The following is a 21,704-nucleotide window of genomic DNA, read 5'->3' as shown; positions in this document are numbered from 1 at the left end:
CCCCGCCCGGCGCCGGGCCGGCCCGCGGGGCGCCCCCCCGCCCCGCGGTGCTGTCGGCGCCCGGTGTCGCGGGGGTTCGCGCTCAGAATCTCCGTGGCGCTCAGAATCTCCGTGGCGCTCAGAATCTCCGTGGCGCTCGGATTCCTCCGCCGGGCTCGGAGCGTTACGGCGCTCAGAACGTCTGCAGCGTGACGAAGACGACCCGGCGCTGCTCGCCCTCGCCCTCCACCTCGATCCGCACCCGCTGCCCCGGGCGCAGCATCCGCAGCCCCCCGGCGTCGAAGGCCGCGGTGTCGAACGGCAGCGGGGTGCCGTCGTCCAGCAGCACGCTGCCGGCGCGGGTCTCGGGGTCGTACGTATAGGCGGTTCCCTGCATGTCCGCCAGCCTAGCCCTGGTGTGGGAGCCCACGCCCAGGGCCACCGCCGCGCGCAGATCCCCGGCCGTGTCCACATCGCGCCGCACCGAGTCCACCCCCGTCAGTTCGATCTCCCGCGCCCCCGACGCCCGGTGCCGGTCCCGTGACGCGCCCCCGAAGGCGGGCGCCAGCTCGGCGCCGGGCGCCGCCGAGAGCAGCGTGGTGCCCACCCCCGCGGCGTCTGCCAGGAAGGCCCGTGAGAAGTCGGAGGCGGCCTCGAGCACCAGGTCGAGCTCCACCGTCCGCAGCGCCGGGAGATCGGCGTTGAGCGCCGCCACGGCGGCCTGGGGACGCTCCTCGCGGACCGCGCGGGCGCCGTGCGCCAGCGCCGCGTTCAGTCCGAGCCCCGGGGAGTCGGGCAGGATCCGGGCGCCGAGGGCCGACAGCTCACGTCCGGCGAGCGGGTCGTCGGTGACGACGGTCACCTCCCGCACCCACCGGCTCGCCAGCGCCGCGCCCACCGTGTCCTGGGCGAACGCGAGGGCGAGCGAGGCACGCGGACCGTCCCCCGCGGCGTCGGAGAGCCTGGTCTTGGCCCGTGCCAGGGGCTTCAGCGGCACCACGAGGGTCCAGGTCACAGGGGCTCCGTTTCTTCCCACGGGCCTCATTCTGACCTGCTGCCCGGCTCGCCGAAGACGTGCGGGGTTACGGTGTTCTCGACAGACGGGGTGCCTGGAGCGACACTTGTGCGGCTGCCGGGGACGACAGCAAGCCAGCAGGTCAGCAGGGTCCAAGAGAGGATGTTCCGAGTGTCCGGCCGCAGAATCGGCTTCTGGTACCGCATGGCAGCGGTCTTGTGCAAACCCCCGCTGGTGGTTCTGTTCAAGCGGGACTGGCACGGAATGGAGCACATTCCCGCCGACGGTGGATTTATCACCGCGATCAACCACAACTCGTATCTCGACCCGCTCTCCTACGCGCACTTCCAGTACAACACCGGAAGGGTGCCGCGCTTCCTCGCCAAGGCCGCCCTCTTCAGAGGCGGCTTCGTGGGCACCATGCTCCGCGGCACCGGCCAGATCCCCGTCTACCGCGAGTCCACCGACGCCGCCAACGCCTTCCGGTCCGCCGTGGACGCCATCAACAAGGGGGAGTGCGTGGCCTTCTACCCCGAGGGCACCCTCACCCGCGACCCGGACATGTGGCCCATGCGCGGAAAGACCGGCGCCGCGCGGGTCGCGCTGCTCACCAAGGCCCCGGTCATCCCCGTCGCCCAGTGGGGCGCCAACGAGGCCGTGCCGCCCTACGCCAAGGAGAAGCGGGTCCGCCTCTTCCCCCGTAAGACGCTCAAGGTGCACGCCGGCCCGCCGGTGGACCTGTCCGAGTTCTACGGCCAGGAGCCCACCGCGGAGGTCCTCAGGGCGGCCACCGACACCATCATGGACGCCGTCACCGAGCTCCTCTCCGAGGTGCGCGGCGAGCCGGCGCCCGTTCAGAGGTACGACCGGCCCACCCGGGCCGACACCGACGGCCCGCCGCTCCCGCTGGCCGATGAGGAGAGCAAGTGACGCGCTGCGCCGTCTTCGGCACCGGCTCCTGGGGCACCGCCTTCGCGATGGTGCTCGCCGACGCGGGGTGCGAGGTGACGCTGTGGGGGCGCCGGCCCGGTGTCGTCGAGGCCATCAACACCGGCCGCGGCAATCCCGACTACTTCCCCGGGGTGCGGCTCCCCGACGGCGTGCGGGCCACCACCGACCCGGCCGAGGCCGCGGCCGGCGCGGAGTTCACCGTCTTCTCCGTGCCCTCCCAGACGCTGCGCGGCAACCTCTCCGACTGGGCCCCGCTGCTGGCCGCCGACACCGTACTGGTCTCCCTGATGAAGGGCGTCGAACTCGGCACGGCCAAGCGGATGAGCGAGGTCGTCCAGGAGGTCGCCAAGGCGCCCGCGGAGCGCGTCGCGGTGCTCACCGGGCCCAACCTCGCCAAGGAGATCGCCGCCCGGCAGCCCGCCGCCTCCGTGGTGGCCTGCCCCGACGAGAGCGTGGCCCGCCGCCTCCAGACCGCCTGCCACACCGCGTACTTCCGCCCGTACACCAACACCGACGTGGTCGGCTGCGAGCTGGGCGGCGCGGTGAAGAACGTCATCGCGCTGGCCGTGGGCATCGCCGACGGTATGGGGCTCGGCGACAACACCAAGGCGTCGCTCATCACCCGCGGCCTCGCCGAAACGACCCGGCTGGGCCTGGCGATGGGCGCCGACGCGCACACCTTCGCGGGCCTGGCGGGCATGGGCGACCTCGTCGCCACCTGCTCCTCCCCGCTCTCCCGCAACCACACCTTCGGCACCAACCTGGGCCGCGGGATGACACTGGAGGAGACCATCGCGGTCACCAAGCAGACCGCGGAGGGCGTCAAGTCGTGCGAGTCGGTGCTGGATCTCGCCCGCCGCCACGATGTCGACATGCCCATCACCGAGACCGTCGTCGAGATCGTGCACGACGGCAAACAGCCCCTTGTCGCACTCAAAGAGCTGATGTCCCGCAGCGCCAAGGCCGAGCGGCACTGACGCCACGCGGACCGCAAGGTAACCTCAACGCGATATGAGCAGCCAGACCCCTTCCCCACGCCCTGTCCCGGCTTCCTCCGGAGGTGAGCGGCGGAAGCCGCGCGTCGCCGTCGTCTTCGGCGGCCGCAGCTCCGAGCACCCCATCTCGGTGGTCACCGCGGGCGCCGTGCTGCGCGCCATCGACCGTGAGAAGTACGACGTGCTGCCGATCGGCATCACCACGGACGGCCGTTGGGCGCTGACCGCCGACGAGCCCGAGCGGATGGCCATCGCCAACCGCGAGCTGCCCAGCGTCGAGCGGCTCGCCGAGTCCAGCGAGGGCTCGGTCGTCCTCCCGGTCGACCCGGGGAACCGCGAGGTCGTCTACAGCGAGCCGGGGGCGGTGCCCAAGGCACTGGGCGACGTCGACGTCGTCTTCCCCATGCTGCACGGCCCGTACGGCGAGGACGGCACCCTCCAGGGGCTGCTGGAGCTCTCCGGGGTGCCGTACGTGGGCGCCGGGGTGCTCGCCTCCGCCGTGGGCATGGACAAGGAGTACATGAAGCGGGTGTTCGTCTCCTTCGGGCTGCCCGTCGGCCCGTACGAGGTGATCCGCCCCCGGGCCTGGGAGCAGGAACCCGCCGCCGCCCGCCAGAGGATCGTGGAGTTCGCCGAGGAGCACGGCTGGCCGCTCTTCGTGAAGCCCGCGCGCGCCGGCTCGTCCTTCGGCATCAGCAAGGTCGAGGGCCCGGATGACCTGGACGCGGCCGTCGAGGAGGCCAGGCGCCACGATCCGAAGGTCATCGTGGAGGCGCTGCTGCGCGGCCGCGAGATCGAGTGCGGGGTGCTGGAGTACGAGGACGGGCCGCGCGCCAGCGTGCCCGCCGAGATCCCGCCGGTCTCCTCCCACGCCTTCTACGACTTCGAGGCGAAGTACATCGACGCGGCGGACGGCATCGTGCCCGCGCCGCTCACCGAGGAGCAGACCCGCCGGGTCCAGGAGCTCGCGGTGGCCGCCTTCGAGGCGGCGTCCTGCGAGGGGCTGGTCCGGGCCGACTTCTTCCTGCTGGACAGCGGCGAGTTCGTGATCAACGAGATCAACACCATGCCCGGCTTCACCCCGATCTCGATGTACCCGCGCATGTGGCAGGAGAGCGGTGTGAGCTACCCCGAGCTGGTGGACCGGCTGCTGGAGGCCGCGCTGCGCCGCTCGACGGGGCTGCGCTAGCCGGACGGCCGTACCAGTCGCACGGGGCCGTGCTAGGCCACGCCCTTCGGGACCGTCTTCTTGACGGCGGGGGCGAGATCGAGCAGGGGGTTGACCTCGGGGGAGTACTTCTTGGGCACGGTCACCTCGACATAGGCCCGGCGCAGTACGGTGGTGAAGCGGTAGCCGTCGTCCCGCTTCTCCGGGAGCCACTCGACGCCGTTCACCTCGGCCGAATCGGTCTTGGAGCCCATCGCCTCCGGTCGGGGGACCCCGCAGCGCAGCTGCACGGCGGGGTCCCCCCACACGGCCGTGTAGTCCGAGGCGGGCTCGGCCGTGCCCCGCTTCAGCCCGTTCACGGCATCGGGCAGTTCCTTGTGCAGCGCCCGGCATATCGCGGCCGCCTGTGGGGCCGGTGTGGGAACCGCGGGAGCCTCGGTGTCGTCGGAATCCCCGGTGGAGGAGCAACCGGCTACCGGCACCAGGGCCAGGGCCACCGCGGCGGACAGCGGGACGAGCCGTCGGGCGAGACTACGGTGTGCGGAATTCACCGGCCGATCATACGGGGGAGCTAGAGATGGACGACCGGGCAGGTCAGGGTACGGGTGATCCCTTCCACCTGCTGGACTTTCGCGACCACCATGCGGCCGAGCTCATCGACCGTGTCGGCCTGGGCCCGCACGATCACGTCGTAAGGGCCCGTCACGTCCTCCGCCTGTATCACCCCGGGGAGCTTGGCGATGACGTCGGCCACGGTCGAGGCCCTGCCGACCTCGGTCTGGATCAGGATGTACGCCTGTACCACGGAACCTCCAGGGCGGCTACGAGGATCATGTGGGGAGAAGGGACGCCACGGTACCGCGTCGCCATGCGGCGCGGGGAGACCCGCGCGGGGAGCGCGGCGCGGCGGAAAGTGGTCACGAGCACGAAGGGGCGATGGGATGAAGGGCACCGTGGGCGAGTTGGGGGAGTTCGGGCTCATCAGAGAGCTCACCTCCCGGCTCACCACCACCCCGGCGGTGAGGCTGGGGCCCGGTGACGATGCCGCGGTCGTGGCCGCGCCCGACCGGAGGGTCGTGGCCAGTACGGACATCCTGCTGGAAGGCAGGCACTTCCGCCGGGACTGGTCCACCGCCTATGACGTCGGCCGTAAGGCCGCGGCCCAGAACCTGGCCGACATCGCGGCCATGGGCGCCGTGCCGACGGCCCTGCTGCTCGGCCTGGTGGTCCCCGCCGATCTGCCGGTGACCTGGCCGGCCGAGCTGATGGACGGCATCCGCGACGAATGCCAGGTCGCGGGCGCGGCCGTGGTGGGCGGTGACGTCGTGCGCGGGGACACCATCACCGTCGCCATCACCGCGCTGGGCGATCTGCGCAACCACGAGCCGGTCACCCGATCCGGTGCCCAGCCCGGCGACGTTGTCGCCGTCACCGGCTGGCTGGGCTGGTCGGCGGCCGGACACGCGGTGCTCTCGCGCGGCTTCCGCTCGCCGCGGGCCTTCGTCGAGGCGCACCGGCGGCCGGAGCCGCCGTACCACGCCGGTCCCGCCGCCGCCGGGCTGGGCGCCACCGCGATGACCGATGTGAGCGACGGACTGGTGGCCGACCTCGGGCATATCGCGGAGGCCAGCAAGGTCCGCATCGATCTGCACTCGGCGGACATCGACATCCCCTCGCAGATGTCGGACATCGGGCAGGCGGTGGGCGTCGATCCGCTCCAGTGGGTGCTCAGCGGGGGAGAGGACCACGCGATCGTGGCCACCTTCCCGCCCGACGCCAAGCTGCCGGCCCGCTGGAAGGTGATCGGCGAGGTGCTCAACCCCTCGGCACTGCCCCAGGTGACCGTGGACGGAGCCCCGTGGGCACACGGGGGCTGGGACCACTTCGGCGGCGACGGTAAGAGCGCCGAGTGACGGTGACGCGTGAACGTGAGGGCGCCGAGCGACGGTAAGGGCGGCCCGGGGGACGTCCGGGGGTGCCGGGGGCGCCGAGTAGATTCGGTGCCATGGCTCTACCTCCCCGCGTCCCCCGCCCCGCCCATGACGGCTCGGCGCCCGTGCGCGTCCTCACCGTCGCCGGATCGGACTCCGGCGGCGGTGCGGGCATCCAGGCCGACCTGAAGACCATGCTGGCCCTGGGCGCCCACGGCATGAGCGTGGTCACAGCGGTGACGGCGCAGAACTCCCTGGGCGTCCAGGGCGCCTGGGAACTGCCCGCCGAGGCCGTACGGGCCCAGTTCCGCAGTGTGGCCGACGACATCGGCGTCCAGGCGGTCAAGACCGGCATGCTGGCGACCGCCGAACTGGTCGAGACCGTCGCCGCGCTGCTCGCGGACCTCACCGCGCCGGTGGTCGTCGATCCGGTCGGCGTCTCCAAACACGGTGACCCGCTGCTGGCCGCCGAGGCGCTCGACGCCGTCCGTACGAAGCTGCTGCCGACCGCGACCGTCGCCACGCCCAACCTGGACGAGGTGGCCCAGCTCACCGGCGTCCGGGTGGAGTCGGAGGACGACCAGCGGCGGGCGGCCGGGGCGGTGCTCGGCCACGGCCCGCGGTGGGCGCTGATCAAGGGCGGCCATCTGCCCGGCGGCGACGCGGTGGATCTGCTCACCGACGGCACCGAGGAGCACTGGCTGCGGGCACCGCGCCACGACAACCGCCACACGCACGGCACGGGGTGCACCCTGGCCGCGGCCATCGCCACGTATCTGGCGGGCGGATACGAGGTCCCCGCAGCCGTCACGGCGGCCAAGGACTACGTCACGGGCGCCATCGCGGCGGGCTTCCCCCTGGGCACGGGCATCGGCCCGGTCGACCACGGGTGGCTGCGGGAGGGGACCGGCTGAGGGCCTGCTTCAGGGCACGCGAAAGGCCGGTCCACTCCAGTGGTGGACCGGCCTGGCGTACCGGTATCCCGCTTGCGCGGGGAGGCCGTGCGACTAGACGACTAGCGCGAAACCTTGCCGGCCTTGATGCACGAGGTGCAGACGTTGAGCCGCTTCGGGGTACGACCGACCACAGCGCGCACCGTCTGGATGTTGGGGTTCCAACGACGGCGGGTGCGGCGGTGCGAGTGCGAGATGTTGTTGCCGAAGCCCGGCCCCTTGCCGCAGACGTCGCAGTTGGCAGCCACGGGTTACTCCAAAGACGGGTCACCCTCGCTTCCCGCGAGGAGACAGGACACTGAACGGATGCCCCGGACGTTGCCTGAATCGTGGAGGATCGGCGTCGCCTGGGGGGAATGGCCCGATTCGCATCGGGCAACCGGAGCAGCATACAACGGCCACTCCCGTACAACGAAACTATCATGGCTGCCCCGGCACCCGCCGAGGGCGGCGACTACCCTGCGATGACGCGATGCCCACCCCGCCCCAGCAGCCTCCGAGGAGGACCTTTCGTGCCGCACACGCTCGATGCCGATGCGGTACGGACCTGGTGCGGGCTCGCCCTCGACGCGCTGGGCCGGGCCCGTGCGGACATCGACGCGATCAACGTCTATCCGGTCGCGGACGGGGACACCGGCACCAATCTGTATCTGACCGTCGAGTCCGCCGCCCGGGCCGTCGACGCCGCCTTCGACGGCCACGCGACCTCGGCCGCCGTGTCCCGCCCCACCCTCGCCGATGTGGTGCGCGCCATGGCCCATGGCGCGCTGATCGGCGCGCGGGGCAACTCCGGCACGATCCTGGCGCAGCTGCTGCGCGGTATGGCGGACGTCCTGGCCGACGGCACGCCGGACGGGCACCCGGGCGCGGGCGAGGCGGACGGGCTGCGGCGGGCGCTGCGGCGCGCGGTCGACCTCGCGTACCTGGCCGTCGCGCACCCCGTCGAAGGCACCGTCCTTACGGTCGCCGTGGCCGCCGCGGAGAGCGCGGAGCGCGCCACGGGCGGCGTCGCCACGGTGGCCCGCGCCGCGTACGAGGGCGCCCGTACGGCGCTCCAGGCCACCCCCGGCCAGCTCGACGCCCTCGCCCGCGCGGGGGTGGTCGACGCGGGCGGCTACGGCCTGGTGACGGTCCTGGGCGGGCTGGCCCAGGCCCTGTCGGGCGAGGCCCCCGCGGCGCTCGCACCGGCCCGCCCCGCCCATGACGCCCTCACATCCGCCGGGACGGGCGGGCAGGACCTGACGGGCTGCTCCACCGACGGCGCTCCGGACGGCGGGCCCGCCTTCGAGGTGATCTACCTCCTGGAGGCCGACGACACGGCCGTGACCGCCCTGAGGGAGCGGCTGGACGCCCTCGGCGACTCCCTGGTGGTCGTCGGCGGCGACGGCCTGTGGAACGTCCACGTCCATGTGGACGACGCGGGGGCGGCCGTGGAGGCGGGCATCCAGGCCGGGCGCCCGTACCGCATCCGGATCAGCCACTTCGACGGCGCCGCCGTCGGTAAGGCGGGCTCGGACGGTCCGGACCGGCCGGGCCCGGCCATCGTCCTGCCGGATCAGTCCGGCGCCCAGGGCCCCACGGGCGGCCCGCGCGCCGAGCGCGCGCCCCGTGCCGTGGTCGCCGTCGTCCCCGGTGACGGACTGGCCGCGCTGTGCGCCGAGGCGGGCGCGACCGCGGTCGCCACCCGCCCCGGGGAGCCGCCCGCCAGCGGTGAGCTGGTGGACGCGGTCCGCCGGGCCCACGCCCGGGAGGTCGTGCTGCTGCCGAACGACACCGAGCTGCACCACATGGCGGCCGCGGCCGCTGCCCAGGCCCGCGCCGAGGGCGTACGGGCCGCGGTGATCCCCACCCGCTCCGCCGTCCAGGGCATCGCCGCGCTCGCCGTCCACGAACCCGGCCGCAGCTTCGACGAGGACGTGGTCGCCATGACCTCGGCCGCGGGCGCCACCCGGTACGCGGAACTGGCCGTCGCCGAGCGCCAGTCCTGGACCATGGCCGGGGTGTGCCAGGCCGGGGACGTCCTGGGCATGATCGACGGCGATGTGGCGGTGATCGGCTCGGAGCTGGCCGCGACCGCCGAGACGGTGCTGGACCGGATGCTGGCGGCGGGCGGTGAGATGGTCACGCTGGTACTCGGCGCGGACCTTCCGGACGAGGTCGCCGAGCGGCTGGAGCGGCATGTGCGGGAGGGGCACTTCGCCGTCGACACGGTCGTCTACCGCGGCGGTCAGCCCACCGCGCCGCTGATCATAGGCATCGAATGAGCCCGGCCGCGCGGAGCGGCCCCCGCTGAACCACCCCGGTGGAATCACCCCGCTCGTCATCCCCGATTGTCACCCCCGTGGTGTGCAATGGACGGGTGCCCGTGCTGGATGAACCCCTGAAGAAGGTCCTGGGCGGCAACACCGCGAAGGTGATGGCCGACCATCTCGACCTGCACACCGTCGGCGACCTGCTGCACCACTACCCGCGGCGGTACGCGGAGCGCGGTGAGCTGACCCGGCTGTCCGACCTGCCCCTGGAGGAGCATGTGACCGTGGTGGCGCAGGTCGCCGACGCCCGGGTGCACACGTTCAACGGCGGCCGGGGCCGGCGGCTGGAGGTCACCATCACCGACGGCAGCGGCCGTCTCCAGCTGGTCTTCTTCGGCAAGGGCGTCCACAAGCCGCGTACGGAGCTCCAGCCCGGCACCCGTGCGATGTTCGCCGGGAAGGTCTCGGTCTTCAACCGCAAGCGGCAGCTGGCCCACCCCGAGTTCAAGACGCTGGGCGCGGGGAGCGGCGCGGAGGCCGTGGAGGCGTTCGCCAATCAGCTGCTGCCGCTGTACCCGGCGTGCAAGCAGATGGAGTCCTGGCAGATCCAGCAGGCCGTCGACACCGTGCTCGGCCCGGCCGGCCATGAGGAGTCCGCGCTGGCCGGGCTGATCGACCCGCTGCCCGAGACCCTGCGCGAGGGCCGTGGGCTGGCCACGCTCCCCGAGGCGCTGCGCAAGATCCACCGGCCGGGCACCAAGGCCGATATCGCCACGGCCCGGGACCGGCTGAAGTGGGACGAGGCGTTCGTCCTTCAGGTGGCGCTCGCCCGGCGGCGGCGGGCCGACGCCCAGCTGCCAGCGGCGCCCCGCAAGCCCGCCCCGGACGGGCTGCTGACCGCCTTCGACGCCCGGCTGCCGTTCACCCTCACCGAGGGCCAGCGCCAGGTCAGCGAGGAGATCTTCGCCGACCTCGCCACCGACCACCCCATGCACCGGCTCCTCCAGGGCGAGGTCGGCTCGGGCAAGACCATGGTCGCGCTGCGCGCGATGCTCGGCGTCGTGGACGCCGGGGGACAGGCGGCGATGCTCGCGCCCACCGAGGTGCTCGCCCAGCAGCACCACCGCTCGATCACCGAGATGATGGGGGAGCTGGCCAGTTGGGGGCTGTGGCGCGAAGCGCCTCCGCAGAAGGGTGGTGGTGGGCGACGGGAGGGCGGGACGCTCGGCGGGGCGGAGCAGGGCACCAAGGTGGTGCTGCTCACCGGCTCCATGGGGGCCGCGGCCCGCCGCCAGGCGCTGCTGGACCTGGTTACAGGTGAGGCCGGGATCGTGATCGGCACCCATGCCCTGATCGAGGACAAGGTCCAGTTCCACGATCTGGGGCTGGTGGTCGTGGACGAGCAGCACCGCTTCGGGGTCGAGCAGCGCGACGCCCTGCGCTCCAAGGGCAAGCAGCCCCCGCATCTGCTGGTGATGACGGCCACCCCGATCCCGCGCACCGTGGCCATGACCGTCTTCGGCGATCTGGAGACCTCCGTCCTGGACCAGCTGCCCTCGGGCCGTTCCCCGATCGCCTCCCATGTGGTGCCCGCGAAGGACAAGCCCCACTTCCTGACCCGCGCCTGGGAGCGGGTGCGCGAGGAGGTGGCCGCCGGCCACCAGGGCTATGTGGTGTGCCCGCGGATCGGGGACGAGGAGGACGAGTCCAAGGCGGCGAAGGAGAAGAGCCCGGCGGACGAGGCCGAGAAGCGCCCGCCGCTGGCCGTCGTCGACATCGCCGAGCAGCTGGTCAAGGGCCCGCTGAGTGATCTGCGGGTGGAGGTGCTGCACGGGCGGATGCAGCCCGAGGCCAAGGACGAGGTGATGCGCCGCTTCGCCGCGGGCGAGGTGGACGTCCTGGTCGCCACGACCGTCATCGAGGTCGGTGTGAACGTCCCGAACGCCACCGCCATGGTGATCATGGACGCCGACCGGTTCGGCGTCTCCCAGCTGCACCAGCTGCGCGGCCGCGTCGGCCGGGGCTCGGCCGCCGGGCTGTGTCTGCTGGTGACCGACATGCCCGAGGGCAGTCCCGCCCGGTCGCGGCTGGGCGCGGTCGCGGCCACGCTCGACGGCTTCGAGCTGTCCCGGATCGACCTCGAGCAGCGCCGGGAGGGCGATGTGCTCGGCCAGGCCCAGTCCGGGGTCCGCTCCTCGCTGCGGGTGCTCGCCGTCATCGACGACGAGGAGGTCATCGCGGCGGCCCGGGAGGAGGCGTCCGCGATCGTCGCCGCCGACCCGGAGCTGGCCGGATACCCGCAGTTGCGCACCGCGCTGGACGCCCTGCTGGACAAGGAGCGCGCGGAGTTCCTCGACAAGGGCTGAGCCCCGCGAAAGAAGCGCTCGGCCACCGCCGGCCCCCGTACGCCATATCGTGGAGGTGCGGCGGCCCCGCCCGGACGGGCACCCGGCGCCGCTGCCCCGACCACCGCGAAGGACGGCCCCCACCCATGACCCGCGTGATCGCCGGTGCGGCCGGCGGCCGCCGCCTGGCCGTGCCGCCGGGAAACGGCACCCGACCCACCTCGGACCGGGCGCGCGAGGGCCTGTTCTCCACCTGGGAGTCGCTGCTCGGCTCGCTGGACGGGGCCCGCGTCCTGGACCTGTACGGCGGCTCGGGCGCGGTCGGCCTGGAGGCGCTGTCCCGTGGCGCCGCCCACACGCTGCTGGTCGAGTCCGACCCGCGGGCGGCCCGCACGATCCGCCAGAACGTCCGCACCCTCGGTCTGCCCGGCGCGGAGCTGCGCACCGGCAAGGCCGAACAGACCATCACCGGACAGGCCCCCGACACCGGCCCGTACGACGTCGTTTTCCTGGATCCGCCCTACGCGGTCAGCGACGACCAACTCCGGGAGATACTCCTCACACTCCTGGGGAAGGGCTGGCTCGCGCCCGGCGCGCTGGCCACCGTTGAGCGGAGCACACGAGGTGGGGAGTTCGTGTGGCCTGCCGGATTCGAGGGGCTCAGGTCCCGTCGCTACGGCGAGGGCACGCTTTGGTACGGTCGCGCCGCCTCGACGTGCGAGAACGCGTCATGACCGGACCCGAGAGCGAGGAACTTCCGTTGCGCCGCGCAGTCTGTCCGGGGTCGTTCGACCCCGTCACCAATGGACACCTCGACATCATCGCCCGTGCCTCCAAGCTCTATGACGTCGTGCACGTCGCCGTGATGATCAACAAGTCGAAGCAGGGCCTGTTCACGGTGGACGAGCGGATCGATCTCCTCCGCCAGACCACGGAGGAGTACGGAAACGTCAAGGTGGAGGCGTTCCACGGCCTCCTGGTGGACTTCTGCAAGCAGCGGGACATCCCCGCGATCGTCAAGGGTCTGCGGGCCGTCAGCGACTTCGACTACGAGTTGCAGATGGCCCAGATGAACAACGGCCTCTCCGGTGTGGAGACGCTGTTCGTGCCCACCAACCCCACCTACAGCTTCCTCTCCTCCAGCCTGGTCAAGGAGGTCGCGGCCTGGGGCGGCGACGTCTCCCACCTGGTGCCCCCGTTGGTCCTGGAAGCGCTCGCCGAGCGGCTCGGCCGGAAGTAGCGGCTGACGGGGCGTCAGCGGCTGTCCGGGAGGCGCCCGCTGGCCGTACAGTCGTGCCGTTCGTGTCCCGTACCCATCCGCATCCAGACAGTCTGCGAGCACCCACAGTGGACGTGCAGAAGAAGCTCGACGAGATCGTCGATACCGTCGGCGGCGCCCGGTCCATGCCCATGTCGGCCTCGTGCGTGATCAACCGCGCCGAGCTGCTCGCCATGCTCGAAGAGGTGCGAGCGGCACTCCCGGACTCCCTGGCCCACGCCCAGGAGCTGATCGGCGGCCGGGACCAGATGGTCGAGGAGGCCCACCGGGAGGCCGAGCGGATCATCGAGTCCGCGCACGCCCAGCGCGCCGGGCTGGTCTCGGACACCGAGCTGGTGCGGAAGTCCCAGGAGGAGGCCGACCGGATCCTCACCGAGGCCCGCCGGGAGGCCGAGGAGATCCGCGTCGAGGCCGACGACTACGTGGACAGCAAGCTGGCCAACTTCGAGGTCGTGCTCACCAAGACCATCGGCTCGGTCGACCGCGGCCGGGAAAAGCTGCTCGGCCGCGCCCCCGGCGCCGAGGACGGCCTCGGGCAGCCCGACGAGGGCCCGGAGCGCAGCGCCGACCCGGCCACCCTGCGGCACCGCGCGGACGAGTACGTGGACACCAAGCTGGGGGCCGTCTCGGCGGTCCTCGCCAAGACCCTGGAGGCGGTCGGCCGGGGCCGCCAGAAGCTGCTCGGGGCCCGCCCCGCCGATGAGCTCGGCGCCCATATGGCGGCCCAGGACGAGGCCGGCATGGCCCTGCGGACCACCGACGACGACTATCTGGCGGACCTGGCCCAGTCCCAGGCGGACCTCGTCCAGCCCGTCGCCCCGCCCGACCAGGCGGCCGCCGACGCCGCGTACTACGCCGCCACCGCGAGCTATCAGCAGCAGCAGGACGCGTACGGCTACCAGCAGGCGTACGTACAGCAGGACCAGTACGCCGCGCAGGGCGGCTATCAGCAGGACGCCTATGGCTGGCAACAGCAGGCCCAGGCCCAGGGCTACGATCCGAACGCGGCCTATGTGCCCCAGCAGCCTCAGCAGCTGCCTCAGCATCATCAGCAGCAGCAGCCGGGTGCCGCGCTCGACGAGACCAGCCTGTTCGACACGAGCATGATCGACCTCGATCAGCTCCGCCAGTACGAGCAGGGTCGCTAGTCCCGCTCCCCACCGGGCTGCCGGAACCCCTTCCCCACCGGGCGGATTGGGTCTAACGCGGCCTGTCCAGTATCCTGGCTCTTCGGTCGCGCGTACGTCCGCGATCTCGGCTGCCCGCTTCGTAGTGGATCGGGTGGCCCGCCGCAGCGTAGAAAGCAGGAAGCCCTGAACGCCCGCCTCGACCACCGTGCCCCTCTCGTGTTCGACACGCGCGAGCTGGGCCGTCGTCCCGGTGCGCTCAAAAGGGCCTCCCGCTCCGTGGTGGCGCCCAAGGGCCTCGGTATCGAGGTCATCGGGGTGCGGGAGGGCACGACGATCGAGCTGGACCTCCGCCTGGAGTCGGTCATGGAAGGGGTGCTTGTCACAGGCACCGCCCGTGCGCCGCTCACGGGGGAGTGCGTAAGGTGTCTGGAGCCGCTGGAGCGAGAGCTCGAAGTGGACTTCCAGGAGATGTACTCCTACCCCGACGCCGACGACCGGAGCCGCGAAGCGGATACCGGCGACGACGCCGAGGAGGAGGACATGCTCTTCCTCGAGGCCGACCTGTTCGACCTCGAGCCCGTGCTGCGCGACGCGGCGGTGCTCGCACTGCCGCTGCAGCCGGTGTGCCGGGAGGACTGCCCGGGTCTGTGTGCCGATTGTGGCGCCCGGCTCGCGGACGACCCCGACCACCACCACGAGTCCGCCGACATCCGTTGGGCGGCACTGCAGGGACTCGCCGAGACCATGAGGGACGGCGAGAAGGAAAACGCACCCCGCGAGCGCGGGGATGACTCACAGGAGAAGTAGCCGTGGCTGTTCCGAAGCGGAAGATGTCGCGCAGCAACACGCGCCACCGCCGGTCGCAGTGGAAGGCTGCGGTCCCCAACCTGGTGGCGTGCGAGCGCTGCCACGAGCCGAAGCAGCAGCACATCGCGTGCCCGAGCTGCGGCACCTACAACCGCCGCCAGGTCCTCGAGGTCTGATCGGCGGGTGACAGGCTCTATGTCAGACGCCATCACGCCCCCGCGCAAGCGCGGTGAAGCGGCCCAGGCGGACACGGCCTCGTCCCACACGATCCTGGAAGGGCGGCTCGGGTACCAGCTCGAGTCCGCCCTTCTGGTGCGTGCGCTGACCCACCGCTCCTTCGCGTACGAGAACGGCGGGCTGCCCACCAACGAGCGGCTGGAATTCCTCGGGGATTCGGTGCTCGGCCTGGTGGTCACCGACACGCTGTACCGCATCCACCCCGACCTGCCCGAGGGCCAGCTGGCCAAGCTGCGGGCCGCGGTGGTGAACTCGCGCGCGCTCGCGGAAGTGGGTCGCGGCCTCGACCTCGGTGCTTTCATCCGGCTCGGCCGGGGTGAAGAGGGCACCGGTGGCAGGGACAAGGCTTCCATCCTCGCCGACACCCTTGAAGCGGTGATCGGCGCGGTCTATCTCGACCGGGGGCTCGACGCCGCCGCGGAGCTGGTCCATCGGCTCTTCGACCCGCTGATCGAGAAGTCCTCGAACCTCGGCGCCGGCCTGGACTGGAAGACCAGCCTCCAGGAGCTGACCGCCACCGAGGGCCTCGGAGTCCCGGAGTACCTGGTCTCCGAGACCGGTCCCGACCACGAGAAGACCTTCACGGCTGCTGCCCGCGTCGGTGGTGTCGCGTACGGCACCGGCACCGGCCGCAGCAAGAAGGAAGCCGAGCAGCAGGCGGCCGAGGCCGCCTGGCGCGCCATCCGCGCGGCTGCCGACGAGGCCCAGGCGAAGGCCAAGGCGGCCGACGCCGAAACCGCGGGCACGGCGGCGGACGGCGGAGCCGCCGCCGACACGGCCTCCCCGGCACGCTGATCGGCCTTCCCCGACCCGCACCGTCCATCACGTCCGTAACGCCACTCACCGCCCCCGCGGCGGACGGCCCGCCCGGGCCGTTCCGCCCGGGGGCGGTGAGGGCTCGAAGGCCGAGGAGGCCCCCGTTGCCCGAGCTGCCCGAGGTCGAGGTGGTCCGCCGCGGACTGGAGCGCTGGGTCAGCGGCCGTACGGTCGCCGAGGTCCAGGTGCTGCACCCCCGTGCGGTCCGCCGCCACCTCGGCGGCGCGGAGGACTTCGCGGCCCGCCTCAGGGGCCGCCGCGCCGGGACCGTCCGCCGCCGCGGCAAGTATCTGTGGCTGCCGTTCGACGACGACGCGGCCGCCGAGTCCGTCCTGGCCCATCTCGGGATGAGCGGGCAGCTGCTGGTCCAGCCGGCCGAGGCCCCCGACGAGAAGCATCTGCGCATCCGGGTCCGCTTCGCCGACGACGCGGGCACCGAGCTGCGCTTCGTCGACCAGCGCACCTTCGGCGGGCTCTCGCTGCACGACACCGTCCCCGGCGACCTGGAGGGGCTGCCGGACGTCATCGCGCACATCGCCCGCGATCCGCTGGACCCCGCCTTCGACGAGGCCGCCTTCCACATCGCGCTGCGCCGCCGCCGCACCACGATCAAGCGCGCGCTGCTGGACCAGTCGCTGATCAGCGGGGTCGGCAACATCTACGCCGACGAGGCGCTGTGGCGAGCCCGGCTGCACTACGACCGGCCCACGGCCACCCTCACCCGCCCGCGTGCCGCCGAACTCCTGGACCATGTGCGCGAGGTGATGACCGCCGCGCTGGCCGTCGGCGGCACCAGCTTCGACAGCCTCTATGTGAACGTGAACGGCGAGTCGGGGTACTTCGAGCGCTCCCTGGACGCCTACGGCCGGGAGGACGAGCCCTGCCGCCGCTGCGGCACCGCGATGCGCCGCCGCCCGTGGATGAACCGCTCCAGTTACTTCTGCCCGCGCTGTCAGCGCCCGCCGCGCCCGGCCACCACGGCCCGTCCGGCGTCCCGCGCCGCTGCCTCGCCGCTCCCGACGCGCGTGGTGTCGTAGCGCTCCTGGGCCGTCAGCACCTCGGGCATCCGGTCCTCGACCAGATGGATCAGGGCCAGCAGCCGCTCGGCGACCGCGCTGCCCAGCGGGGTCAGCCGGTAGTCCACCCGGGGCGGGTTGGTCGGCTGCGCCTCTCGGTGCACCAGACCGTCGCGCTCCAGGGCGTGCAGCGTCTGGGACAGCATCTTCTCGCTGACGCCGTCGACCCGCCGCCGCAGCTCGTTGAAGCGGAAGGTGCCGTCGTGGAGCGCGCCCAGGATGAGGCCGCCCCATTTGCCGGTGACATGCTCCAGCGTGCCGCGTGAGGGGCAGGCACGGGCGAACACGTCGAAGGCCAGGTTCTCCGCGTCCACCGTGGTGGACGCCCCGCCAGTGCGTTCACTGTCCATACCCACACCATACGCGCACTCAGCGCTGACTCCAGGGTCGCGCTTTCGGCTGGTGAGTGTGCTGCTCGTACGGGCATGTGAAAGCCCGGGGCGCTTTCGTACACCCCGGGCTTTCACACATGTCCGGACGCGGGGCCCCGTTCTGGGCTTCCGCTCAGCGGCTCAGTAGCCGAAGTCCTGGGTCCACCAGGGGCCGCCGTCGCCGAAGTGCGCACCGACGCCCAGTCGCTTGAACGAGCAGTTGAGGATGTTGGCGCGGTGGCCGGAGCTGTTCATCCAGGAGTCCATCACGGACTGTGCGTCCGACTGGCCGCGGGCGATGTTCTCCCCGCCCAGGTCCAGGATGCCCGCGCCCTCGGCGCGCTCCCAGGGGCTGTCGCCGTCCGGGTTGATGTGGTCGAAGAACTGGCGCAGGGACATGTCCTCGCTGAAGTCCTCGGCCAGCTGGGCGAGTTTGGAGTCGGCCGTCACGGGGTCGCAGCCGACCTTCTTGCGCTCTTTGTTGACGAGGGTGAGGACTTCGGCCTCCGAGGCGGTCTCGGGGCCGGCCGACTCCGCCGGGGGTTCGGGCGCGGTCGGCTCCGTCGAAGGCTTCTGCGACGGCTTGCCGTGCCCGCCGCCGTTCGCGCCGCCCTTGCCGTTGCTGTTGTCGCTTCCCTTGCCCTTGCCGTTTCCGCCGGGCCGGTCGCTCCCGGAGGGCTGGGAGGGCGTCGGCTGCTCCGGCGGGGTGGTGGAGGGCGTCTGAGAGGGCTTGGAGGGGGTCTTGGAGGGAGTTGTGGAGGGTGCGTGAGGCCGGTCGTCACCACGGCTGGGCGGCACCGTGCTGCGATCGGTGGGGGCCGCGGACTGCGAGCCCTGCGTCTCCAGGCCGGTGTCCGAGGGACCACCGCCCGCCTGGACCTGTCCGGCGGAGTCATTGCCCCCGCCTAGTTCGTAGCCGTTCGGACCGAGTCCGGAGGCCATCGCCACGGCGCCGACCGCGACAGCGGCGGACACGCCCAACAGTCCGGTCCGGACCGGAGCGAGGGGGCTCCGGTGCGGTCCCCGGTGGCGGCCTGCGGCGGCCACCTGCGCCGGGGTACCGGGGGCAGATCGTCGATGGCGGCCCATCTCCTGCCTTCCTTGTGTGCTCGGCGTCAAAAGTCGCTCGAAATGTGTCACTCGTGTGCGCGAGCCATGTATCACTCGTGTGGGTGAGTCCTGTTGAGCCGGGACTGTACGCCATTCGGGCCCCAACGCGCCTGCCTACTGGGCAATTCGATGGTTTAGCGGCTGCTCGGGCGGGGGGTTAGCGTGCGCATATGAACGAAAGAGTCCGCCTCACCGTGTGGGTCCGCGGCCGCGTCCAGGGCGTCGGCTTCCGCTGGTACACGCGGGCCAATGCGCTGCGCATCGGGGACCTCGTCGGCTTTGCGTCCAACCTCGCCGACGGGCGGGTGCAGGTGGTCGCTGAGGGCCCGCGTGCGGAATGCGAACAATTGCTCGAATGGCTCCGGGATGGCGACACGCCCGGGAAAGTCGAGGGAATCACCGAGATCTGGGACACACCTCGCGGCGGCTACGACGCCTTCGAGATCCGTTGATCAACTCACCGGAGCACCCTCCGTGGCCCCCCTCTGACCACGCCTTCCCTGCGCACGGTGAGCAGAAATCGGCTGATGGTTGCCAACGGGGCCGCGCCGTGGAAGGCTGCGGGTCACGAAAGATCCCCGACCGCGATGGGTCATCTGGAGAGGGGCGGGAGCGTCCGCCGCCAGTGTGCTCTCGGCCCCTGCGGGCCCGTCGGCGTGTGATCGTGTTGACCCTCAAACCAATTGGTGAGACGCTGGAAGCCCCGCGCACCTTAACTGTTTGTCGCGCAGCACGGTAGTAATTCGGCAGGCATCGCGGGTGCAAATTCCCTCACGACCCACACCGCTTCGGTCGGTCACTCAGTGTGGAGGACCATCCATCATGGCAAAGGCGCTTCTCGGTTACGTCGGCGGTTCCGACCCCCGAGTCCTCGCCGAGATGCGACGGCTTCAGCAGCGCGTCCAGGACCTTGAATCCGAGATCGTACGGATTCAGGCCGAGAACGACGCGCTGTCCGCCGCCGCTCGTCACGGCGACTCGCTGCTCGAAAGCTTCGACGTATCCCAGGCGGAGCCTGCGCTCGCCTGACCCAGCCCCAGGGCCGGTCGGGCTGCATCGTCAGCCGCTTGAGAATCTTCAAGGGACGCTTCGGCGTCCCTTCGTCGTATCCCCAGTGTGCTTCCGAGCCACCCTTACCGACTGATGTGCCCCTCTCTTCCAGCGGTGAAACCGATCATTGCTGAAACGGAGAAAAAGCCGGGACGGGTGCGCCGCGCCACCGTCACGGGACGGTGTCGGAGGAAGTGCGGCGGGTAGAGTCCAAAGGCGTGCATCTCAAGAGCCTGACCCTGCGAGGGTTCAAATCCTTCGCCTCCGCCACGACGCTCCGGTTCGAACCGGGCATCACCTGCGTCGTCGGCCCCAACGGCTCGGGCAAGTCCAATGTCGTGGACGCCCTTTCCTGGGTCATGGGCGAACAGGGTGCCAAATCCCTGCGCGGCGGCAAGATGGAGGACGTCATCTTCGCCGGGACCACCGGCCGTCCCCCGCTCGGCCGCGCCGAGGTCTCGCTCACCATCGACAACGCCGATGGCGCGCTGCCCATCGACTACGCCGAAGTCACCATCACACGGATCATGTTCCGCAACGGCGGCAGCGAATACCAGCTCAACGGGGACACCTGCCGGCTGCTGGACATCCAGGAACTGCTCTCCGACTCCGGCATCGGCCGTGAGATGCACGTCATCGTCGGGCAGGGCCAGCTCGACGGGGTGCTGCACGCCGACCCGACCGGCCGCCGCGCCTTCATCGAGGAGGCCGCGGGCGTCCTCAAGCACCGCAAGCGCAAGGAGAAGGCGCTGCGGAAGCTGGACGCGATGCAGGCCAACCTCGCCCGCGTCCAGGACCTCACCGACGAACTGCGCCGCCAGCTCAAGCCGCTCGGCCGGCAGGCCGCGGTGGCCCGGCGGGCCGCCGTCATCCAGGCCGATCTGCGCGACGCCCGGCTGCGGCTGCTCGCCGACGACCTGGTGACCCTGCGCGAGGCGCTGCGCGCCGAGGTCGCCGACGAGGCCGAGCTCAAGCGGCGCAAGGAGGCCGCCGAGACCGCGCTGCGCACCGCGCAGCAGCGCGAGGCGGCGCTGGAGGAGCAGGTGCGGAGGCTCGCGCCCCGGCTCCGGGACGCCCAGCAGACCTGGTACGAGCTCTCGCAGCTCGCCGAGCGGGTGCGCGGCACGATCAGCCTGGCGGACGCCCGGGTCAAGAGCGCCACCTCCGCCCCCGGGGAGGAGCGGCGCGGCCGCGACCCCGAGGACATGGAGCGCGAGGCGGCCCGCATCCGGGAGCAGGAGGCCGAGCTGGAGGCCGCCCTGGAGGCGGCGAGCCGGGCGCTGGACGACACCGTGGAGCACCGGGCCGAACTCGAGCGGAGCCTGGCCGAGGAGGAGCGCCGGCTCAAGGACGTGGCCCGCGCCATCGCCGACCGCCGCGAAGGGCTCGCCCGGCTCCAGGGCCAGGTGAACGCCGCCCGCGGCCGGGCCGGTTCGGCCCGCGCCGAGATCGAGCGGCTGGCCGCGTCCCGCGACGAGGCACAGACCCGGGCGGTCGCCGCACAGGAGGAGTACGAGCAGCTCAAGGCGGAGGTCGACGGACTCGACGCGGATGACGCGGAATTGGCGGAGCGCCATGAGAGCGCGAAGCGCGAGCTCGCCGAGGCGGAGGCCGCGCTGAGCGCGGCCCGCGAGGCGGCGACGGCCGCTGAGCGCGAGCGCGCCGCGACCTCCGCCCGGCATGACGCCCTCGCCCTCGGCTTGCGCCGTAAGGACGGTACGGGCGCCCTTATGGCCGCCGCCGACCGCCTCGGCGGACTCCTGGGCCCCGCCGCCGAACTCCTCACCGTGACCCCGGGCTTCGAGGTCCCGGTCGCCACGGCCCTGGGCGCCGCCGCCGACGCGATCGCCGTCAGCGGCCCCCACGCGGCAGCCGAGGCGATCCGCCTCCTGCGTGCCGACGACGCCGGCCGCGCCGCCCTGCTGCTGACGACGCCGGACGCGGAGGGGGAGGAGCCCTCGTCGGCCAACCTCGCGGAGCCGTCGTCCACCGCCCTGGCGGAGCCGTCGTCCACCGCCCTGGCGGAGTCCCCGTCCGCCGCCTCGGACCCGGGCAGCTCCGGCGCGCCCGCGCCGGGCGGCGCCCACGTGCCGGGCACGCGCGCCGAGGGGGTCGCGCCGAGCGGGCCGGGCCAGGGGGCCGTGCCGCGATCGGCGGCCACCCCGGCGGCGTCCGGCGCCTTCGTTCCCCCGTTCGAGCCGGGCGCGGCGCCGGACGCGGACGCCGAAACGCCCACGGC

Annotated in this window: 22 protein-coding genes and 1 pseudogene; 17 read left to right on the top strand and 6 right to left on the bottom strand. The window is 72.2% G+C overall.

Going from position 1 to position 21,704, the window contains the following annotated elements; genetic code table 11:
- Positions 1-379: 379 nt before the first annotated feature.
- Positions 380-994: pseudogene (gene cofC / locus ACFXB5_RS42700) on the bottom strand (2-phospho-L-lactate guanylyltransferase); the annotation flags it as partial.
- A gap of 171 nt (positions 995-1,165) precedes the next feature.
- Here cofC and ACFXB5_RS42695 point away from each other — a divergent pair.
- Genes ACFXB5_RS42695 through ACFXB5_RS42685 form a run of 3 tightly spaced genes read left to right on the top strand, consistent with a single transcriptional unit; the run spans position 1,166 to position 4,129 of the window.
- Entirely contained in the window at positions 1,166-1,924 is a 759-nt protein-coding gene (locus ACFXB5_RS42695) for a lysophospholipid acyltransferase family protein (RefSeq protein ID WP_385218955.1), read from the top strand.
- On the top strand, positions 1,921-2,922 hold the full coding sequence (locus tag ACFXB5_RS42690) for an NAD(P)H-dependent glycerol-3-phosphate dehydrogenase (RefSeq protein ID WP_020868186.1): 1,002 nt from the start codon (positions 1,921-1,923) through the stop codon (positions 2,920-2,922). The genes ACFXB5_RS42695 and ACFXB5_RS42690 overlap by 4 nt, the downstream gene beginning before the upstream one ends.
- Before the next feature lie 34 nt (positions 2,923-2,956).
- Complete coding sequence (locus tag ACFXB5_RS42685; RefSeq protein ID WP_385218953.1) at positions 2,957-4,129, top strand: D-alanine--D-alanine ligase family protein; 1,173 nt, start codon at positions 2,957-2,959, stop codon at positions 4,127-4,129.
- A 32-nt stretch (positions 4,130-4,161) separates the two neighbouring features.
- Here the strand turns inward: ACFXB5_RS42685 and ACFXB5_RS42680 are convergent, their stop codons facing one another.
- Together ACFXB5_RS42680 and ACFXB5_RS42675 are read right to left on the bottom strand one after the other, a co-directional pair.
- Positions 4,162-4,659, bottom strand: a complete 498-nt coding sequence (locus ACFXB5_RS42680) for a DUF3515 domain-containing protein (RefSeq protein WP_385218952.1) — start codon at positions 4,657-4,659, stop codon at positions 4,162-4,164.
- Positions 4,660-4,679: 20 nt separating this feature from the next.
- On the bottom strand, positions 4,680-4,913 hold the full coding sequence (locus tag ACFXB5_RS42675) for an Lrp/AsnC family transcriptional regulator (RefSeq protein WP_037948554.1): 234 nt from the start codon (positions 4,911-4,913) through the stop codon (positions 4,680-4,682).
- 136 nt (positions 4,914-5,049) lie between these two features.
- Here ACFXB5_RS42675 and ACFXB5_RS42670 point away from each other — a divergent pair, with 136 nt between their 5' ends.
- Together ACFXB5_RS42670 and thiD are read left to right on the top strand one after the other, a co-directional pair.
- Positions 5,050-6,021: a thiamine-phosphate kinase gene (locus ACFXB5_RS42670; RefSeq protein WP_385218950.1), complete on the top strand. Its 972-nt coding sequence runs from the start codon at positions 5,050-5,052 to the stop codon at positions 6,019-6,021.
- 92 nt (positions 6,022-6,113) lie between these two features.
- Entirely contained in the window at positions 6,114-6,953 is an 840-nt protein-coding gene (thiD, locus tag ACFXB5_RS42665) for a bifunctional hydroxymethylpyrimidine kinase/phosphomethylpyrimidine kinase (RefSeq protein ID WP_385218948.1), read from the top strand.
- A 101-nt stretch (positions 6,954-7,054) separates the two neighbouring features.
- Here thiD and rpmB read toward each other — a convergent pair whose 3' ends face one another.
- Entirely contained in the window at positions 7,055-7,240 is a 186-nt protein-coding gene (rpmB, locus tag ACFXB5_RS42660) for a 50S ribosomal protein L28 (protein ID WP_009714771.1), read from the bottom strand.
- A gap of 216 nt (positions 7,241-7,456) precedes the next feature.
- On the opposite strand from rpmB, the gene ACFXB5_RS42655 reads away from it, so the two are divergent.
- The 9 genes from ACFXB5_RS42655 (at position 7,457) to mutM (ending at position 16,895) form a co-directional block, all read left to right on the top strand.
- On the top strand, positions 7,457-9,256 hold the full coding sequence (locus tag ACFXB5_RS42655; RefSeq protein ID WP_385218959.1) for a DAK2 domain-containing protein: 1,800 nt from the start codon (positions 7,457-7,459) through the stop codon (positions 9,254-9,256).
- Positions 9,257-9,408: 152 nt separating this feature from the next.
- A complete protein-coding gene (gene recG, locus ACFXB5_RS42650; RefSeq protein ID WP_385218957.1) occupies positions 9,409-11,610 on the top strand; it encodes an ATP-dependent DNA helicase RecG in 2,202 nt (733 codons plus the stop codon).
- Positions 11,611-11,735: 125 nt separating this feature from the next.
- Entirely contained in the window at positions 11,736-12,323 is a 588-nt protein-coding gene (gene rsmD, locus ACFXB5_RS42645) for a 16S rRNA (guanine(966)-N(2))-methyltransferase RsmD (RefSeq protein ID WP_385218946.1), read from the top strand.
- Positions 12,320-12,829: a pantetheine-phosphate adenylyltransferase gene (gene coaD / locus ACFXB5_RS42640; protein ID WP_198277455.1), complete on the top strand. Its 510-nt coding sequence runs from the start codon at positions 12,320-12,322 to the stop codon at positions 12,827-12,829. The genes rsmD and coaD overlap by 4 nt, the downstream gene beginning before the upstream one ends.
- Positions 12,830-12,936: 107 nt before the next feature.
- The gene (locus ACFXB5_RS42635) at positions 12,937-14,016 is read left to right on the top strand and encodes a cell division initiation protein (RefSeq protein ID WP_385218956.1); all 1,080 of its coding nucleotides are present in this window, start codon (positions 12,937-12,939) and stop codon (positions 14,014-14,016) included.
- Positions 14,017-14,214: 198 nt separating this feature from the next.
- A complete protein-coding gene (locus ACFXB5_RS42630; RefSeq protein ID WP_385218944.1) occupies positions 14,215-14,805 on the top strand; it encodes a YceD family protein in 591 nt (196 codons plus the stop codon).
- A gap of 2 nt (positions 14,806-14,807) precedes the next feature.
- Entirely contained in the window at positions 14,808-14,981 is a 174-nt protein-coding gene (rpmF, locus tag ACFXB5_RS42625) for a 50S ribosomal protein L32 (protein WP_037948573.1), read from the top strand.
- A 19-nt stretch (positions 14,982-15,000) separates the two neighbouring features.
- Positions 15,001-15,837, top strand: a complete 837-nt coding sequence (gene rnc, locus ACFXB5_RS42620) for a ribonuclease III (protein WP_385218943.1) — start codon at positions 15,001-15,003, stop codon at positions 15,835-15,837.
- Positions 15,838-15,962: 125 nt separating this feature from the next.
- The gene (gene mutM, locus ACFXB5_RS42615; RefSeq protein ID WP_385218941.1) at positions 15,963-16,895 is read left to right on the top strand and encodes a bifunctional DNA-formamidopyrimidine glycosylase/DNA-(apurinic or apyrimidinic site) lyase; all 933 of its coding nucleotides are present in this window, start codon (positions 15,963-15,965) and stop codon (positions 16,893-16,895) included.
- On the opposite strand, the gene ACFXB5_RS42610 is transcribed toward mutM, so the two are convergent.
- Both ACFXB5_RS42610 and ACFXB5_RS42605 read right to left on the bottom strand, forming a co-directional pair.
- Positions 16,811-17,284 carry a winged helix-turn-helix transcriptional regulator gene (locus ACFXB5_RS42610; protein WP_385218939.1) on the bottom strand — a complete coding sequence of 158 codons (474 nt, stop codon included), beginning with the start codon at positions 17,282-17,284 and terminating at the stop codon, positions 16,811-16,813. The genes mutM and ACFXB5_RS42610 overlap by 85 nt on opposite strands.
- 162 nt (positions 17,285-17,446) lie before the next feature.
- On the bottom strand, positions 17,447-18,394 hold the full coding sequence (locus ACFXB5_RS42605; protein WP_385218937.1) for a CAP domain-containing protein: 948 nt from the start codon (positions 18,392-18,394) through the stop codon (positions 17,447-17,449).
- Positions 18,395-18,585: 191 nt separating this feature from the next.
- Between ACFXB5_RS42605 and ACFXB5_RS42600 the strand changes: the two genes are divergently transcribed.
- From ACFXB5_RS42600 to ACFXB5_RS42590, 3 genes are all read left to right on the top strand, one after another.
- A complete protein-coding gene (locus ACFXB5_RS42600; RefSeq protein ID WP_037948581.1) occupies positions 18,586-18,867 on the top strand; it encodes an acylphosphatase in 282 nt (93 codons plus the stop codon).
- Between the two features lie 370 nt (positions 18,868-19,237).
- The gene (locus tag ACFXB5_RS42595) at positions 19,238-19,444 is read left to right on the top strand and encodes a hypothetical protein (protein ID WP_020868169.1); all 207 of its coding nucleotides are present in this window, start codon (positions 19,238-19,240) and stop codon (positions 19,442-19,444) included.
- A 239-nt stretch (positions 19,445-19,683) separates the two neighbouring features.
- A partial coding sequence (locus ACFXB5_RS42590; RefSeq protein WP_385218934.1) for an AAA family ATPase occupies positions 19,684-21,704 on the top strand: 2,021 nt, incomplete at its 3' end.

This window comes from Streptomyces sp. NPDC059455 (assembly GCF_042750115.1).
GTDB classification, from domain to species: Bacteria; Actinomycetota; Actinomycetes; order Streptomycetales; family Streptomycetaceae; genus Streptomyces; species Streptomyces endocoffeicus.
Note: the sequence above shows the minus strand (reverse complement) of the source record. Positions and strands in the feature narration are given on the sequence as shown.